Source organism: Rufibacter latericius (assembly GCF_003721515.1).
GTDB classification, from domain to species: Bacteria; Bacteroidota; Bacteroidia; order Cytophagales; family Hymenobacteraceae; genus Nibribacter; species Nibribacter latericius.
Genome location: NZ_RJJD01000008.1, coordinates 589,164 through 604,689 on the forward strand (window position 1 = coordinate 589,164; position 15,526 = coordinate 604,689).

The following is a 15,526-nucleotide window of genomic DNA, read 5'->3' on the forward strand; positions in this document are numbered from 1 at the left end:
TTCCGAAAATCAGGGTAAAACAAAGCGTCAGTTTCTCGGCATTTCCTTTCTGCCTGGTTGCCCAGGCGAGGAGCAAAGATTACTGGTGTTCCTCCTTGATCTGGGTATGCCCGTCCTGGCTATGTTGGGTGCGCAGTTCTCCCTGGGGTTCCTGGGTCAGGTTAGAAGGTACTTCATCGCCTACGGGTCCTTTGGCAACCGTGATGCCGCCATCCACGAAGTACAGGGCCCCGGTCACGTAGGAGGCTTCATCAGAAGCGATAAAAGCATAGACATTGGCTACTTCCTCGGGAGTGCCGCGGCGGCCCAGGGGCGTGGCCTGCACCATCGTTTTTTCCATTTTGCTGTCCATTGGGCCGGTCTCTTTGTGGGTCCAGGCGGTGTCAATGGGCCCAGGGCAGACACAGTTGCACCGAACGCCAAACTGGGCCTGTTCTACGGCCAGTCCGCGCATGAAAGCATGGTTAAAGCCTTTGGTGCCGCCGTACGGTGTGTTCTGGGCAATCCCGATTAGGCCGGCCTCTGAACCCGCTGACACAATATTGCCCCGGGTCTTGTGAAGTTCCGGCAGCGCGGCGCGGCTCATCATGAAGGTAGAAGCCACATTATGGCGCAGCATGTAGTCAAAAGCCTCGGTGGGGTAGTCCTGCAGCAAAGAAGTGGTGGGGAACACACCGGCGTTGTTGATGAGGATGTCCAGTTTACCGTACTGCTTCACGGCCAACTCCACACACCTTTTGGCATTCGCCTCCAGCGAAATATCGCCGGTGAATTCAATGGCGGTGCCTCCTTCCTCCCGGATAGCCTTGGCAACATCGGCCACTGGATCTTCGGGGAACCCGCACACCACCACTTTGGCACCTTCCCTGGCAAACTTTTTGGCGATGGCTTCGCCTATACCGGTCCCGCCGCCGGTTACAATGGCAACTTTATCTTGTAATCTCATGGAATGAAGTTGGTAGGTGAAACAATCTTCTGTTAACGGCCACTCCTGAGAATTTGTTGATTTTTGGAATCTACCGGCAAACTGTCTCGTACACCCAAAAAGATTATCCTTTCCGCTTATGCAGTCTCCCATTACCTCTTCTGCCGTCCGAACTGAGATTTCAACCGAAAGGCTTTGGTTACTGCCGTACACCCAGGAGATGGCGCTTCAGTTCTGGCAGCTCCTGCACCAGAACCGGGCCCGCCTGCTCCCCGATTTCCCTGACCGCACCTCCTCGGTCATTACCCTCCCTGACGCCCAGAACCGCATCAGGGTGTTTGCCTCGCAGCAGAAGGCCGGTGACCTGTATACGTTCGGGATCTGGCGCAAGGAGTTCCATGACTACGTAGGTGACATTACCCTGCGAAGACTGGCCCGCGGCAAACCGTTCTCAGAAGTGGGATATTACCTGGGAGACAAGGCCGAAGGCAAGGGCTACGCCACCGAGGCGCTGAAAGCCATTGCCCGCTTCGCCTTCAGAGACCTCCAGATGGAGAGCATTAACCTACGCTGCGCCGAGACAAATCACCGGAGCCGTCGGGTAGCCGAACGCAGTGGCTTCACCCACTTGAAAACCTACACGCCCGTGCTCCAAGATCCCAACGGGGAAACTTTCCCGATTCAGGTATTCCAACTGAAGAAAGGCGATGTCAATGCCGCTTCGCTGCGGTAACGTTTTGGGCCTGTTTTCAAGAAATGAGGTGGTAAACGGCTTTACTTTTTTTTCAGGTGGGCCAGAAAGAAATCTGAGTTGAAGTTCAGGTACAGACTGTTGGAGAACTCCAGCTTAGGGTTATCGAAGTCAATATAGGGTTCCAGGCGCAGAGTCAAGGAAAGACCTTCCATGAGGTCAATGTCATGCATGAAGCGCACAATGAGCAGTTGCCGGGTTTTGTCTGTATAATCGGGGGTTTTGAAGTTGGAGGAAACCGAGGGGAACAGCTTCCCGCCCATTTCTGAATAATACCCGCTGCCGCGCCAGTAACTCAGCATCACGTTTTGGTATTTGGTATCTATGCCCGCATTGAGGTACAGCCCGCCGCCCTGCTGGAATGCCTGCTCCTTGGTATTGGAGAAGTCTTTCCAGCCCACTACGTACGGCTGAAAATGCAGGGCCTTCAATACTCTCTTGTTGTAATTCTTCCTGATGACCAAACCGGCCGCCACGTTGGTCAAGGTCACCAACGGAAGATCGGTGACGTCAATCTGGCCGCCTCTATGCTGAGCCGTGAACTGCAGCGGTAACCCGATGTACGTTTCCGTTTCGGCCCCGTTTTCTGAAGAACCCACTGAAACGGGAGTGCGGTACAGCGTGAGTTCAGCCGAGGCGCCGCCAGCAACTTCCTCCTGAAAAGGGTCCATGCGCCGAAGGTACCGCTGCCAATCAATCCAGACATCCAGCTTCACGCCGGGTTTGTCCAGCAGAAACTGCAAGCCGTTCTCTAAGCGGTTGGTGATTACGCGTTCAAAGTCATAGAGCGGTTCAATGTAGCCGTGGTTCAGGTTGCCCTGTAGCGTCCCAAAGATCAAGGCCATGCCGTTCTCTTCGTAGCGGATGGTGAAGGTGGGCTGCATGAGCGAGTATCGCCGGGAACCGAAGTCTTTCTGCACCTGCACGCCAGCGTCAATGCGCACAGTGGGCGAGGCAAAATAGACGAGGCGCGGGTTCAGGTGGTACCCGAACAGGGTATACCCCTCGGCGATGTCATTGAAGTACTCGTTGTTTTTCTGATAACCAAAGGCATTAAGCCCCAACTGCAATTCCCCGGCCTGCTCGGGCTTTACCGGCTGCCTGAATTCCAAAGCTTTGTTGTTGAGCTGGGCCAGGGCAGCCTGGCCTGTGAAAAGAGTTGTGGCGGCCAGCAAGAGCCATTTCTTTGACATAAGATTTCGTAAACGCCTCGTTTAGAGACAAGAATTATAAAATGGTTGAATGCCTTCCGCCCGCTGCCTCACCCCAACGCGAAAGGTAACTAAAGACCGGAAGAAAAGAAACGGGCCAGCTTTTCAGTCCTTCGGTACCCAAAGTCTGGAAGCATTTGTTTTGAAGCCGATTTCCTGAAACCAGCCTTTAAACAGGAAATCGTGAAAAGGGCTGTTTGGGTTGTGTTATTAGGCAAAATACCTGCCTTTGGGTGTAACTAAAGTAGCCGAACCGTTGTTGTAAAGAAGCCAGTGAAAGACCCTGCGGCCGTTCTTTGTGTTAACTATTTGCTTTTTAGCAGGTTGCCGTTTTGCTATTTACACTAGCAAAAAGAGATAAAAAATAACTAAAAAAAATAGTAAATGATGGCACAAATCCGGTACTTTGGGTGTTTCATTTTTACACCTCCGGAATAGATCTGAAAAGCAAAACAAACGCCGCGGCTCGCGTTTGCAGATTGGCTCAGGAAGTTGTAAATTCATCAAAATAAAGCAAAGAAAACACAGACATGAGTGTACAAAGCGAAAAATTGAAAGCCCTCCAACTCACCATCGACAAGCTGGACAAGACCTACGGAAAAGGTACGGTCATGAAGCTGAACGATACGCAGGTAGAGGACATTCCGGCCATTTCTACCGGTTCTCTAGGCTTAGACATTGCCTTGGGTATTGGAGGTCTTCCGCGCGGACGTGTGGTGGAGATCTACGGACCAGAGTCTTCCGGTAAAACCACTCTTACCATGCACTGCATTGCAGAGGCACAGAAAAAAGGTGGCCTTGCCGCGTTCATTGACGCTGAGCACGCTTTCGACAAAGCATACGCTGAGAAACTAGGCATTGACACCGAGAACCTCCTGATCTCTCAGCCAGACAATGGTGAGCAGGCTCTGGAGATTGCTGATCATCTGATCCGTTCCGGTGCTATCGATATTATTGTGATTGACTCTGTGGCCGCCTTGGTACCGAAAGGTGAACTGGAAGGCGACATGGGCGAGAGCAAAATGGGCCTTCAGGCTCGTTTGATGTCTCAGGCACTGAGAAAATTAACTGGTACCATCAACAAAACCGGTTGCTGCTGTATCTTCATCAACCAGCTTCGTGAGAAGATTGGGGTGATGTTTGGTAACCCAGAGACCACTACCGGTGGTAACGCCCTGAAGTTCTACGCTTCAGTGCGTCTGGATATCCGTCGTATCGGTCAGATCAAAGAAGGTCCGGACAGCATCACTGGTAACCGCACCAAAGTGAAAGTGGTGAAAAACAAAGTGGCGCCTCCGTTCAAAGTAGTGGAGTTTGACATTATGTACGGTGAAGGTATCTCTAAAGTAGGTGAGATCCTTGACTTGGGTGTTGAGCTGAGCGTGGTTCAGAAATCAGGTTCCTGGTTCTCTTACAACGGCGACCGCTTAGGCCAGGGCCGCGATGCCGTGAAGCAGTTCTTGTTAGACAATGAAGAGCTGATGCAGGATATTGAAAACAAGATCCGGGCGATTGTGAAAGGTGAGCCAGAGAAAGTGGCCGCCGCACTGGAAGACACCGGAGAATAATCTCTTATATTTATTTCACGAAACGGCACCTTTTGAGGTGCCGTTTCTGTTTAAGTTGAGTTCCACTGGAAAACCTATAACTTTGTGTACGCCCCTGTTCTTTCAGGATTTGGTACGACATTTGAATAGTCCAGGCATATAGGATAGATTGGCTTATGCGTGTAAAACATCAACTATTATTGATAGTACCTCTGTTAGGATTAGTTTTGAGCGGCTTTGCTATAAATGACACCTTACGTACCGTGAAGAACGATTCCTTTGCCCCCGGCGAGGTGCTGCAATACAAAGTGCATTACGGGATTATCAACGCCGGTGAAGCGACGATCAATGTGTCCCCCAACCTGCACCGTATCAATAACCGCCCCTGCTACCAGACCACGGTAAGCGGCAGAACCATTGGGTCATTTGACTTCTTCCACCGCGTGCGCGACACCTGGACCTCTTTCATAGATACGTCTTCCATGTTGCCGCTGCGTTTTCACCGCAACATTGAGGAAGGCAAATACCGCCGCAAAGAAACCACTGAGTTTGATCACTTCAAAAATACCGTGGTAGTCAATGACAGCCGTGACGAAAAGAAAAACCAGGTCTTCAAGGTGCCAGACAACGCCCAGGACATGGTGAGCGGTTTCTACTACCTGCGCACCCTGGATCTGGACAGTTACAAACCAGGGCAGACCATCAGAATGCAAGGTTTTTTAGGCGATGAAGTCTTTGACATGACGGTTACCTACCGCGGCAAGACCGTAGTAGAAACCAAGGCCGGAAAGATCAGGGCGCACCGCCTCGTACCTAGAATGCCTAAGAACAAACTTTTCAGCGGCGAAGACGCTATCACGGTGTATTTTTCCGATGACGAAAACAAAATCCCAGTGATGTTCCAGGCCGAAATGTTCGTGGGTTCCGTGAAAGTGGACCTTTACAAATACAACGGCTTGCAGAGCAGATTGAATGTAGTGAAGTAATACACTATCCCCATAAACCAACCTTGACTCCACGTAAACGCTGAAAAAATGAAAAACAGGCACCTCTCCGGACTCCTTCTAATTGCCTTCCTTTTTCTTTTCTCTGGAAGAGTTGGTGCCCAGAACGTGACAAACGCCGTTCTTTCAAAGGAGGGAACCCTTACCCTGATGGTTGAGAAAACGGCTTTTCAGGTTATTCTCTCCCTGGAAGGCAAAATCATAAGCTATGCGATCAAGGCAGACGGAGACATTTCTTATGACCTACACGGGCGCTTGAAACAGGTAGGCTATGTGGAGATTTCGTATGACATCCACGACCGCATCAACAAAATAGCCTCAGAGGAATTCTCTTATGACCTTCATGGGCGGTTGTCTAAGATAGGGAAAACAGAAATCAACTATCATTTCGTATCCGGGAAGATAGAACGCATCAAGGGCTGAACGAAAGCCTTCTTTACAAAACTTTTTTCACTGAGAAACATAAAACGCTGCCGGGTTCCTCCTGTCAGCGTTTTCCTTTTGGGCCTGTTTTCTGAAAATCAGGGCCAAAACCGACATCAAAATCGGTCTAAGATTAAGAAATTGTTACCATCTGGTTACTGGCGGGTAAAAGGAGCGGCAGGCAACAACTATTCCCTATATTTGCTTACGATTTCAGGACAACCCAGGTTACAATCTCCTGTTAATACCTGATTCTCATAGAGATTACCAATCCGAACTGCTCCTTTACCTAACCCGCTTTTTATGCAAACGTCGGCTAAATACAAGATACTGGTAGTGGACGATGATCCAGACATTGTGGAACTGCTGCAGTACAACCTGGAGAAAGAAGGCTACGAAGTGGCCCATGCCCAAAACGGCCAGGTAGCCCTGGACACCGCCCGAAAATTCACCCCAGACATCATTCTCCTGGACGTGATGATGCCGGTAATGGACGGAATCACCGCCTGCCGCCAGTTGCGCGAGAACCCCAAGTTCAAAGACACACACATCCTGTTCCTGACAGCCCGCTCCGAGGAATTCTCTGAAGTAGCCGCCTTTGACGCCGGCGCTGATGACTTCATCGTGAAACCTATCAAACCAAGGGCCCTGATCAGTCGGTTGGCCGCCTACAAACGCCGAGACATCAGCCAGGGAACAGACCAAGTTCCGGTCATTGAGATTGCCGGCCTGCGCATTGATCGCACCAGCTTTATCGTACATAAAGGCGAGCAGAAGATCACCCTGCCCAAAAAAGAGTTTGAGTTGCTTTCGTTTCTGGCTACCACGCCCAATAAGGTATTCAGCCGCGACGAACTGCTCAACAATGTGTGGGGGAATGACGTGTTTGTGATTGCGCGTACCGTAGATGTGCACATCAGGAAAGTGCGCGAGAAAATAGGCGAAGACCAAATCAAGACCATCAAAGGAGTTGGCTACAAATTCAACACCGATTAAGCCCAGCGTTGCCCCGGCCCCTTCTACCCCATCCGGGCAGATACCCAGAGGGATCAAACTGAGTTCACAGCGCATTGCCATCCTTATCTCGGTGCTGGTGGCCCTCATCATTGCCATTTACCTGGGCATTTCGCCGTACCTGGAGTTCAAGCAGCGGGTGCTGGCCCTGGCGTTGACCTTCTCTGCCTGCTTTCTGCTGGTGTATTTCTCCTACGAGGCTTTGATCTTCCGGGAGATCAACAACATCTACGCCGGCCTGGAGAAATTCAAACGGAAGGAGTTCAAGCAGATGAGCACCAAATTTCTTTTTCGGCCAGATCCTTTGCAGCGCATCAAAGACGAAATTTATCTTTTGGCCGAGCGCAATCAGAAGGAGATTGAGGAGCTCAAGCGCCTGCAGGCCATGCGCCGCGAGTTCCTGGCCGATGTCTCCCACGAACTCAAAACCCCCATTTTTGCTGCCCAGGGCTTCATCCATACTCTGCTGGATGGGGCCATGGACGATGAACTCGTTCGGGACAAGTTTCTGAAAAAGGCCGCTAAAAGCCTGGATGGCCTGGACACCCTGGTGCAGGACCTCATCACCATCTCACAGTTGGAGAAGGGTGTCATCCGGATGAAGAAATCGGCTTTTGATTTGAACGAGCTGGGCCAGGAGGTCTTTGAGCAACTGGAAGGCAAAGCAGGCTCCCGGAACATCACCATTCACCTGCTCAACGACCCCGAAGATCTTTTTATGGTGGTAGGGGACCGCGGCCGGATCAAGCAAGTCCTGGTCAACCTGATTGACAATGCCATCAAGTACGGCCTGGAGAACGGCAACATCTGGCTCTCGTTTCAGGACGGCCGCAAAAAGACCCTGGTGACCGTGCGCGATGATGGGCCGGGTATTCCCAAGGAACACCACAACCGTATTTTTGAGCGGTTTTACCGCATAGACAAAAGCCGCACCCGCGACATCTCGGGCGGAGGTTCTGGCTTGGGACTGGCTATTTCCAAGCACATTGTGGAGGCGCATAAATCGGTGATTGCCGTTGACTCAGAGGTGGGTCAGGGCACAACCCTGCGGTTCAAACTCCCGAAACAGAAATCGTGATTTTCCATTTTGGTGTCTTTTTCCTGAAAATCGGGGTAAAGCAGGGAAAGGGGCAAGCGGAAAATAATCGGTACCTTTGCAGAATTGCAACGGAAGCCTCCGTTTTAGCCTCGTTTTCGTAAAAGCAGGGCATAAACAGGAGGCCCGTCTGCCCATCACAGCCATTTCTATGAAGTTACCCGCTTTCCGCGACCTTATTGTTTTTGAGAACGATGATTACATTGTAGTCAACAAGCCTCCGTTTCTGGCTACCCTGGAAGACCGTTCCTATAACGCCACAAACCTACTCACCCTGGCCCGCCAGTACCACGATGATGCCCAAGCTTGCCACCGTTTGGACAAGGAAACCTCCGGCTGTCTGGCCATCGCTAAGAACCCCGAGGCGTACCGGCACCTTTCCATGCAGTTTGAAAACCGGCAGGTTCAGAAAATCTACCATGCTGTAGCCTGGGGCAGCCATGAATTTGACAACTTGTTGGTAGATCGTGCTATTCAACCTGGCTTGAAGGGAATTGCTAAACTGGCGTTCAAAGGCAAACCAGCGCAGACTTATTTCACCACTTTGGAGAAATTCGGGCGACACACGCTGCTGGAATGCAAGCCCATTACTGGACGTATGCACCAGATCAGGTTGCACCTGGCGTATCTGAAAGCTTCTATTGTGCAGGACGAGATGTACGGCGGCGAGCCTTTGTATCTGTCCAACCTCAAACGGAAATTCAACTTAGCCAAAGACACCGAGGAACAACCCCTGATCAAACGCTTTGCGCTGCACTCCTACCAACTGGGCTTCACCCTGCTGAACGGAGAACCCATTACTGTCACTGCCGATTACCCCAAAGACTTTGAGGTGCTCCTGAAACTGCTTCGGAAGAACGGCTAAGGCTTATTCTTCGATTGTTGGTTGCTGGTAGTTAGCAGCCTATCAAAAGGTATTCTTTGCCGGGGTGTTTAGGAGGCGTTTTCTGTAAAACGCCTCCTAAACACCCCGGCTTCTTTGTGCTAAACGCTTCAGGAATAGCGGGAAAGTGATTCAAATCAGCTTAATTCTATTGATTTTCAGGGGAATAAATGAAAGTGGGGTTGCACACCAAGAAGAAAGCTTGTATCTTTGTGTCCATTTTCAAGAAAAAGCATACATTCTTTTCACCCGTTAACCATTTACAATGGACCATTTAAGTTATAAGACGCTATCAGTTAATAAGGCGGCCGCAAATAAAGGCTGGGTAGTGATAGACGCCGGAGACTCAACCCTTGGCCGTGTGGCCTCTCAGATCGCGATGATCCTTCGCGGCAAAACCAAACCTTCTTTCACGCCTAACGCTGACTGCGGCGATAACGTGATCGTGATCAATGCGGACAAAGTTCGTATGACCGGTAAGAAGTGGGACAAAAAAACCTTCGTGACGCACACTGGTTACCCAGGTGGTCAGCGCACTTTCACTCCCCGTGAGTTGAAAGCCAAATCTTCTACTTTGTTGGTAGAGCGCGCGGTAAGAGGTATGTTGCCAAGAACCCGTTTGGGCCGTGAGCAATTCCGTAACCTGTTTGTGTACGCTGGAACTGAGCATCCGCATGAGGCACAACAGCCTGTTCAAGTAAAACTTACAAAATAATCTAGACATATTTAATGGAAGTTCTCAATACATCTGGTAGAAGAAAAACCTCGGTGGCGCGCATTTACATGACGTCAGGGCAAGGGAATATCACTATTAACGATAGAGATATTAAGGAATACTTCCCTAGTGAAGTATTGCAAACCATCGTGCAGCAGCCATTGTCGCTGATTGACGCGGTTGGCAAATACGACATTAAGGCGAATATCAAAGGCGGTGGCGTTGCCGGTCAGGCAGAAGCCCTTCGTTTGGCTATCACCAAAGCTTTGGTGGAAGAAAACGCTGAAACCCGTCCAGCCCTGAAAAAAGAAGGATTCTTAACGCGTGACCCACGTATGGTGGAGCGTAAGAAATTCGGTCGCCGCAAAGCCCGTCGCTCCTTCCAGTTCTCTAAACGTTAATATTTTATCAGCTGTAAAACCATCATGGCTAATACCACATATAAAGATTTACTGGACGCCGGTGTACACTTTGGTCACCTTACCAGAAAATGGGATCCTAAAATGGCTCCGTACATTTTCATGGAGAAAAACGGCATCCACATCATTGACCTGAACAAAACGCTTGCTTCTCTGGATGACGCTACTGCCGCTATTAAGCAGATCGCGAAATCTGGCCGTAAGATTTTGTTTGTCGCCACCAAGAAACAAGCACAGGACATTGTGGCTGAAGAGGCAAAACGCCTTAAAATGCCTTACGTGACCGACCGTTGGTTAGGTGGTATGTTGACTAACTTCCAGACTGTTCGTAAGTCTTTGAAGAAAATGTCAACCATTGACAAAATGGTGAAAGAAAACACTGCGTATGCCGCTATGGCGAAACGTGAGCGTTTGATGTTGTCTCGTGAGCGTGAGAAACTTGACCGTGTGTTGGGTGGTATCGCTGACTTGTCACGTCTTCCAGCCGCTTTGTTCGTTGTGGACGTGAAGCGTGAAGGCATCGCCATCAAAGAAGCACAGAAACTGAACTTGCCCGTTTTCGCGATCGTGGATACTAACTCTAACCCAGAGACAGTAGATTTCCCAATCCCGGCGAACGATGATGCTTCTAAGTCTATCTCTTTGATCACTTCTTTGATTGGCCGCGCCATTGAAGAAGGTCTGTCTGAGCGTAAAGTAGACAAAGAAGATACTGACAGAAAGCGTTCAGAAGACGAAGGCATCCAGGAGAAAATTGACGCTGAATAAGCCTCTGATCTCTTTATAGCATTGTAAAAGAAACTGAACATTAGGAAGCGTAGCCACTGATGTTCAGTTTCTTTTTACCCTAACCGTGCCTGCAACCTTTACAGGCGCACCCCTTCTAGTAAATCTTATTAACCGTAATTCTTAATAAAAGAACAATGGCTATTACAGCACAAGATGTAAACAGACTTCGTCAGGAAACTGGCGCCGGTATGATGGATTGCAAAAAAGCGTTGACCGAAGCAAACGGCGACTTTGAAGCAGCCAAAGATATTCTCCGTAAACAAGGTCAAAAAATTGCCAGCAAGCGTGCTGACAACGCTACTTCTGAAGGAGCTGTGTTGACGCAAGTGAACGCTGATGGTACTGTTGGAACAGTAATCGCCCTTGCCTGCGAAACTGAGCCAGTATCTAAAGTAGAAGACTTCAAGAATTTGGCCCAAACGGTTTTGGCTGCTGCTGTTTCTAACACTTCTGGCACCAAAGAAGATTTGTTAGCTACGCCACAGGCTGATGGCCGCTCACTGCAAGACCACATCACTGACCTGATGGGTAAAATTGGTGAGAAAATTGACGTGGTTTCTTATGAAACTGTAACCGCTGAGAGAGTAGTTGCTTACAACCACTCTAACGGTAAACTGGGTGTATTGGTAGGCTTGACTAACACCGGCGGTAACGAAGTTACTGAGGTTGGGAAAGACGTTGCCATGCAGATTGCTGCCATGAAACCAATTGCAGTGGACAAAGATGGTGTTGATGCAAATACCATCCAGCGCGAGATCGAGATTGGAAAAGAGCAGGCCCGTCAGGAAGGCAAACCAGAAGAAATGCTGGAGAAGATTGCCCAAGGTAAACTGAACAAATTCTACAAAGAAAGCACTTTGCTGAACCAGGAGTTTGTGAAAGATCCATCTGTAACCATTGCCAAGTTATTGGATAACACTTCCAAAGGCATGACGGTTACTGAGTTCAAGCGTGTAGCCATCGGGTAATCTGATCATACCGTTTCCTGAAAATTCCAAAGCCCCGCTGACAAACACAGCGGGGCTTTTCTTTTGGATTTATTAATTAGATTAGTTAATTGATAAGGCTGTACCTGTTCAGGCATAGCTGTAGTAGCATGCTTTTAATAAGGTACCCTAACTTATTTAGTATATATTTTAGGCTATAAAGATTTGATTTCCTTTGTGTAGATGATGTGTTGTATGATAAGGTCAGTCTACTCTACTGCTGTATCAATAACCTCTTAGTTACCCCCAGCATTCATGGATACTCTTTTCTCAAGCTGCGACACTTGCTCACCTTGTGCTTTGTTGTTGTTAGCACTGTTGGCTTTCAGTTGCTCTTTTCTTTTTCTCTTTTCAGCAGAAATGTAACTCAAGAAGGTAGCTTTTGCTTTCATAACGTAAAGGTTTCTGATTAAACAATTTTATTACTTATAGATTAATTTGGTCAAAACTCTTTTGTGGCAATTTTTAAGAAGTTGCTCCTGTTCTTCTATTTTATTCTTATTTCTCTCCTGAACAGACGCAAAAATCAAATCGTTCGCCTTACTTGAAATAAATTTATAAAAAATATAAACAATTCACCCACTACTTACTAATAAGTAAAAACAAAGTACAACGCCTAAATTTCAAGAGGTAGGTACTTCTGATTCATACTTCTTACCCTTATAGCATTTTGTTCATCTAATATAGTGCAAAAACAATAGCTTCCAAAATAATATTTACCAAATTCTATAATTAACTGGATAATACTCATTATTAAGTAATTTTTTAATTAGATAAATGATACAAATACTTAATAATGCCGCTCAAGGGCATATTCGTCTTCTCGTTAGTGAAGGTCTCCATTTTGATCAGAGGTAAAAAGAACCTGCTGTTCTTATCCTAATAAGACGGCTTTGACTTTACTGAATCTTAGGAGGTCTTAAAAGCTCTTAGGACTTCTAAATGAAAGCATTAAGCCCTTTTTGCTGGGATTTGGAGGTGGGGCAAACATAAAGGACTCCAAATGACCATATCATAAAAAGAGAGGCCTGCTATGGGCAGGCCTCTCTTTTTATGATATGGTCATTTGTTTCTGGTTCTTCTATTTCTCAATCTAGATCGGCTTGTTTCCTTACGAACTCCTGCCCGGCAATATCATCTTTCCGGAGGAAAGGCCTGATAATCAAACGAGTTCCGTTCTCGTAGGTAAAAAACTTATAGAGCCAGTTGGCCAAAACTATCAATTTATTCCTAAATCCGATGAGATAGTAGATGTGCACGAACAGCCAGGCCATCCAGGCGATGAATCCTTTCAGGTGCATGTTCTTGGGTAAATCGGCGACAGCCCGGTTCCGGCCGATGATGGCCAAAGATCCTTTGTCAAAATACTCGAACGGCTCCAGCGGCTCATTCCGGATGATCCGGCGCAAGTTCTTGGCCAAGTGCTTCCCTTGCTGAATTGCAGGTTGTGCTACTCCCGGGTGCCCTCTGGGCCACTTTTCGGTTTTCATGAAGGCGATATCTCCAATGGCGAACACATCAGGAAATCCATTCACTTGGTTAAATGTATTGACCAGGTAGCGCCCTCTGTCGCTGGCTTCCGGGGGCAACCCTCCTACCTGTGCGCCAGACACCCCGGCGGCCCAAATAAGGGTTTGTGTCCTGATTTGCTCTCCTCCTTTAAAGGTTACGGTTTGCCCGTCATACGACTCCACCAGGGTGTTCAACCTTATTTGGATGCCTACTTCCTCCAGGTACTCTTTGGTGGTCTGGCTAGACTCCGGTGACATGGGAGGCAATACCCGGTCAAGGCCTTCTACCAGGTAGATGTTCATGCGGCTGAAGTCCATACCCGGATAATCACTGGGCAGCACGTGCTTCCGCATTTCGGCCAGAGAACCCGCCAACTCTACCCCGGTAGGACCTCCGCCCACAATCACAATGTTCAGAAGGCTTTGCCGCACCTCAGGATCTTTGATCATGTTGGCCTGCTCAAAAGACTGCAACAACTGACTGCGCAAGTTCAAGGCATCGGGGATCTGTTTCAGGGGGAAAGAATACTTCTTGATCTGCTCGTTCCCGAAGTAGTTGGACTTGGTACCGGTGGCAATCACCACGAAATCATAGGCCAGGTCACCTACCAGCGTTGTCACGGTCTTATTCAGGGGATTGATGCCCGTCACCTTTACCTGCCGGAAATGGAAGTCTTCGTAGTCTTCGTCAAACATCTTACGGAGCGGCTCGGCGATGGAGTCTGGTTCCAGACCAGCGGTTGCTACCTGGTACAGAAGCGGCCAAAACCCATGGTAGTTCTGCCGGTCAAACAACACTACCTGAAACTCTTTGCTGGGCAGGTTCTTCACCAGGTTCACACCCCCAAAACCACCGCCAATGATAACCACCCGGGGTTTGGTAGTGTCTGGGATATTTAGGGTAAGCTCTTTTATATGAAGCATATTCGGTCAATAGAAGTTTTGATAGAAAAGCCCAGGTTAATGGGGCTTCCTTTTGTCCATTGACTTATACTGAATTTCCAGTATATAAGATATTCAATTTAAAGAGAACTTACAGGCAGGGCGATTTTCTGGTATTCCCCATTAAAGGACGTTTAGAGATATCAATTCTTATGTTTACCCTAGGCTTAAAGGTCCGCTTCTATATAGTAGTGTAGGTTCTCTTTGGTGATGATGTCCAGCGGCAGGTATTTAATGGGGTTTACCTTCTTTTTGAATACCAATTGATCCGCTAGGCCGTAGATACCCCAATAGCCCTGCCCTTTGGGGTTCTGGTTGATCAGAAACTCAATGACGCCCTTATTGAGGTAATGCAGGTTCTTTTCCATGAGATCATACCCAATGAGCCTTATATGGTTTATTCCCTTCATTTGCAGATAATGTGCTACGGTATGGGCCTTGGAGTTCGTCACGAAGATGCCCTTGATGCCAGGGTTCTCCTGAATAAGATGATCCAATTGCTCATGGAACGCTTTGGAAGAAGAATTATGCAAGTCCGCTTGCAAAAGGGAATAAGGCGTTTCTGAGCTGATTTGGCCAAAATAGTCGAAAAACCCCTGCTCTTTGTTCACCAGGTGTGAGGAGTTGGACAGGTCTACGTCAATGTGGGCCACCAAGAAAGTGGCCCCTTGCGGATGTCCGTAATGCAGCAGCTTCGCAGCCAGAAACCCGCTTTGGTAAGAGTCCTGCCCAATGTAAATAAGCGGTTCATAGTCGGGGATGTGGGTATTGAACAGCGCGAACGGAACGCCCAACTCTTTCCATTTCTTGAAGAACGTGAGCGACTCCCGGTAAAAAATAGGCGCCACTAAAATAGCATCGGGGTTCAGGCCCATGAGCTCCACCGCTTTGGCCCGGAAAGAGGTCGCTTCGTAAGGGTCAAAAATAAATTGGGTAACCCGCACTCCGTATTGGGCCAGTTCACTCTGGGCCTTTTCAATGCCGGTCTTAGGGGCTTGCCAGTAGATATCCTGCCCAGGATCTGGGATGAGCGCAGCTATTTCGTACACCCGATTGTTCACCAGAGTGCGGGCCAGCATGTTGGGTTGATAATTGAGTTCCTGCGCAATCTCCAGCACTTTCTGCTTTACGTCTTCAGCCACCCTTCCCCGCTCATGCAGCACCCGGTCTACCGTACCCGTAGAAACCCCTGCCCGCTCGGCAATATCCTTGATCCGTACGATACCTTTCTTTACCATCAATCTAACGTGTGTCTTTGTGAGCTGTTCTTTTCTCCTGGCATCCCTTTGCTTGCTGAAAGCATTTAAAAA

The 15,526-nt window shown here is 48.6% G+C and carries 16 protein-coding genes; 11 read left to right on the forward strand and 5 right to left on the reverse strand.

What is annotated here, in order from left to right; translation table 11 throughout:
- Positions 1-79: 79 nt before the first annotated feature.
- A complete protein-coding gene (locus tag EFB08_RS14440; protein WP_123127652.1) occupies positions 80-946 on the reverse strand; it encodes an SDR family NAD(P)-dependent oxidoreductase in 867 nt (288 codons plus the stop codon).
- 118 nt (positions 947-1,064) lie between these two features.
- On the opposite strand from EFB08_RS14440, the gene EFB08_RS14445 reads away from it, so the two are divergent.
- Entirely contained in the window at positions 1,065-1,658 is a 594-nt protein-coding gene (locus tag EFB08_RS14445; protein ID WP_123127653.1) for a GNAT family N-acetyltransferase, read from the forward strand.
- A gap of 41 nt (positions 1,659-1,699) precedes the next feature.
- On the opposite strand, the gene EFB08_RS14450 is transcribed toward EFB08_RS14445, so the two are convergent.
- Complete coding sequence (locus EFB08_RS14450) at positions 1,700-2,869, reverse strand: hypothetical protein (protein WP_227006342.1); 1,170 nt, start codon at positions 2,867-2,869, stop codon at positions 1,700-1,702.
- A gap of 548 nt (positions 2,870-3,417) precedes the next feature.
- Between EFB08_RS14450 and recA the strand changes: the two genes are divergently transcribed.
- The 10 genes from recA to tsf all read left to right on the forward strand — a co-directional run bounded on the left by recA (position 3,418) and on the right by tsf (position 11,745).
- Positions 3,418-4,455: a recombinase RecA gene (gene recA / locus EFB08_RS14455; RefSeq protein ID WP_123127654.1), complete on the forward strand. Its 1,038-nt coding sequence runs from the start codon at positions 3,418-3,420 to the stop codon at positions 4,453-4,455.
- A gap of 242 nt (positions 4,456-4,697) precedes the next feature.
- Positions 4,698-5,420, forward strand: a complete 723-nt coding sequence (locus EFB08_RS14460) for a DUF3108 domain-containing protein (protein WP_227006343.1) — start codon at positions 4,698-4,700, stop codon at positions 5,418-5,420.
- A 48-nt stretch (positions 5,421-5,468) separates the two neighbouring features.
- On the forward strand, positions 5,469-5,861 hold the full coding sequence (locus EFB08_RS14465) for a hypothetical protein (protein WP_123127656.1): 393 nt from the start codon (positions 5,469-5,471) through the stop codon (positions 5,859-5,861).
- A gap of 303 nt (positions 5,862-6,164) precedes the next feature.
- Complete coding sequence (locus EFB08_RS14470) at positions 6,165-6,857, forward strand: response regulator transcription factor (RefSeq protein WP_123127657.1); 693 nt, start codon at positions 6,165-6,167, stop codon at positions 6,855-6,857.
- A complete protein-coding gene (locus EFB08_RS14475; protein ID WP_317125603.1) occupies positions 6,832-7,953 on the forward strand; it encodes a sensor histidine kinase in 1,122 nt (373 codons plus the stop codon). The genes EFB08_RS14470 and EFB08_RS14475 overlap by 26 nt, the downstream gene beginning before the upstream one ends.
- Before the next feature lie 169 nt (positions 7,954-8,122).
- A complete protein-coding gene (locus EFB08_RS14480) occupies positions 8,123-8,836 on the forward strand; it encodes an RluA family pseudouridine synthase (RefSeq protein ID WP_123127967.1) in 714 nt (237 codons plus the stop codon).
- A 283-nt stretch (positions 8,837-9,119) separates the two neighbouring features.
- Positions 9,120-9,569 (forward strand): 50S ribosomal protein L13, encoded by a 450-nt coding sequence (gene rplM / locus EFB08_RS14485; RefSeq protein ID WP_123127658.1) that lies wholly within the window; start codon positions 9,120-9,122, stop codon positions 9,567-9,569.
- A gap of 14 nt (positions 9,570-9,583) precedes the next feature.
- Positions 9,584-9,970: a 30S ribosomal protein S9 gene (rpsI, locus tag EFB08_RS14490; protein WP_123127659.1), complete on the forward strand. Its 387-nt coding sequence runs from the start codon at positions 9,584-9,586 to the stop codon at positions 9,968-9,970.
- 24 nt (positions 9,971-9,994) lie between these two features.
- On the forward strand, positions 9,995-10,756 hold the full coding sequence (gene rpsB, locus EFB08_RS14495; RefSeq protein WP_123127660.1) for a 30S ribosomal protein S2: 762 nt from the start codon (positions 9,995-9,997) through the stop codon (positions 10,754-10,756).
- Between the two features lie 155 nt (positions 10,757-10,911).
- Complete coding sequence (gene tsf, locus EFB08_RS14500; protein ID WP_123127661.1) at positions 10,912-11,745, forward strand: translation elongation factor Ts; 834 nt, start codon at positions 10,912-10,914, stop codon at positions 11,743-11,745.
- Between the two features lie 254 nt (positions 11,746-11,999).
- Here tsf and EFB08_RS23540 read toward each other — a convergent pair whose 3' ends face one another.
- The 3 genes from EFB08_RS23540 to EFB08_RS14510 all read right to left on the reverse strand — a co-directional run bounded on the left by EFB08_RS23540 (position 12,000) and on the right by EFB08_RS14510 (position 15,454).
- Positions 12,000-12,155 (reverse strand): hypothetical protein, encoded by a 156-nt coding sequence (locus tag EFB08_RS23540; protein WP_165864908.1) that lies wholly within the window; start codon positions 12,153-12,155, stop codon positions 12,000-12,002.
- A 696-nt stretch (positions 12,156-12,851) separates the two neighbouring features.
- On the reverse strand, positions 12,852-14,198 hold the full coding sequence (locus EFB08_RS14505) for an NAD(P)/FAD-dependent oxidoreductase (protein WP_123127662.1): 1,347 nt from the start codon (positions 14,196-14,198) through the stop codon (positions 12,852-12,854).
- Positions 14,199-14,383: 185 nt separating this feature from the next.
- Complete coding sequence (locus EFB08_RS14510; protein ID WP_123127663.1) at positions 14,384-15,454, reverse strand: LacI family DNA-binding transcriptional regulator; 1,071 nt, start codon at positions 15,452-15,454, stop codon at positions 14,384-14,386.
- Positions 15,455-15,526 lie beyond the last annotated feature (72 nt).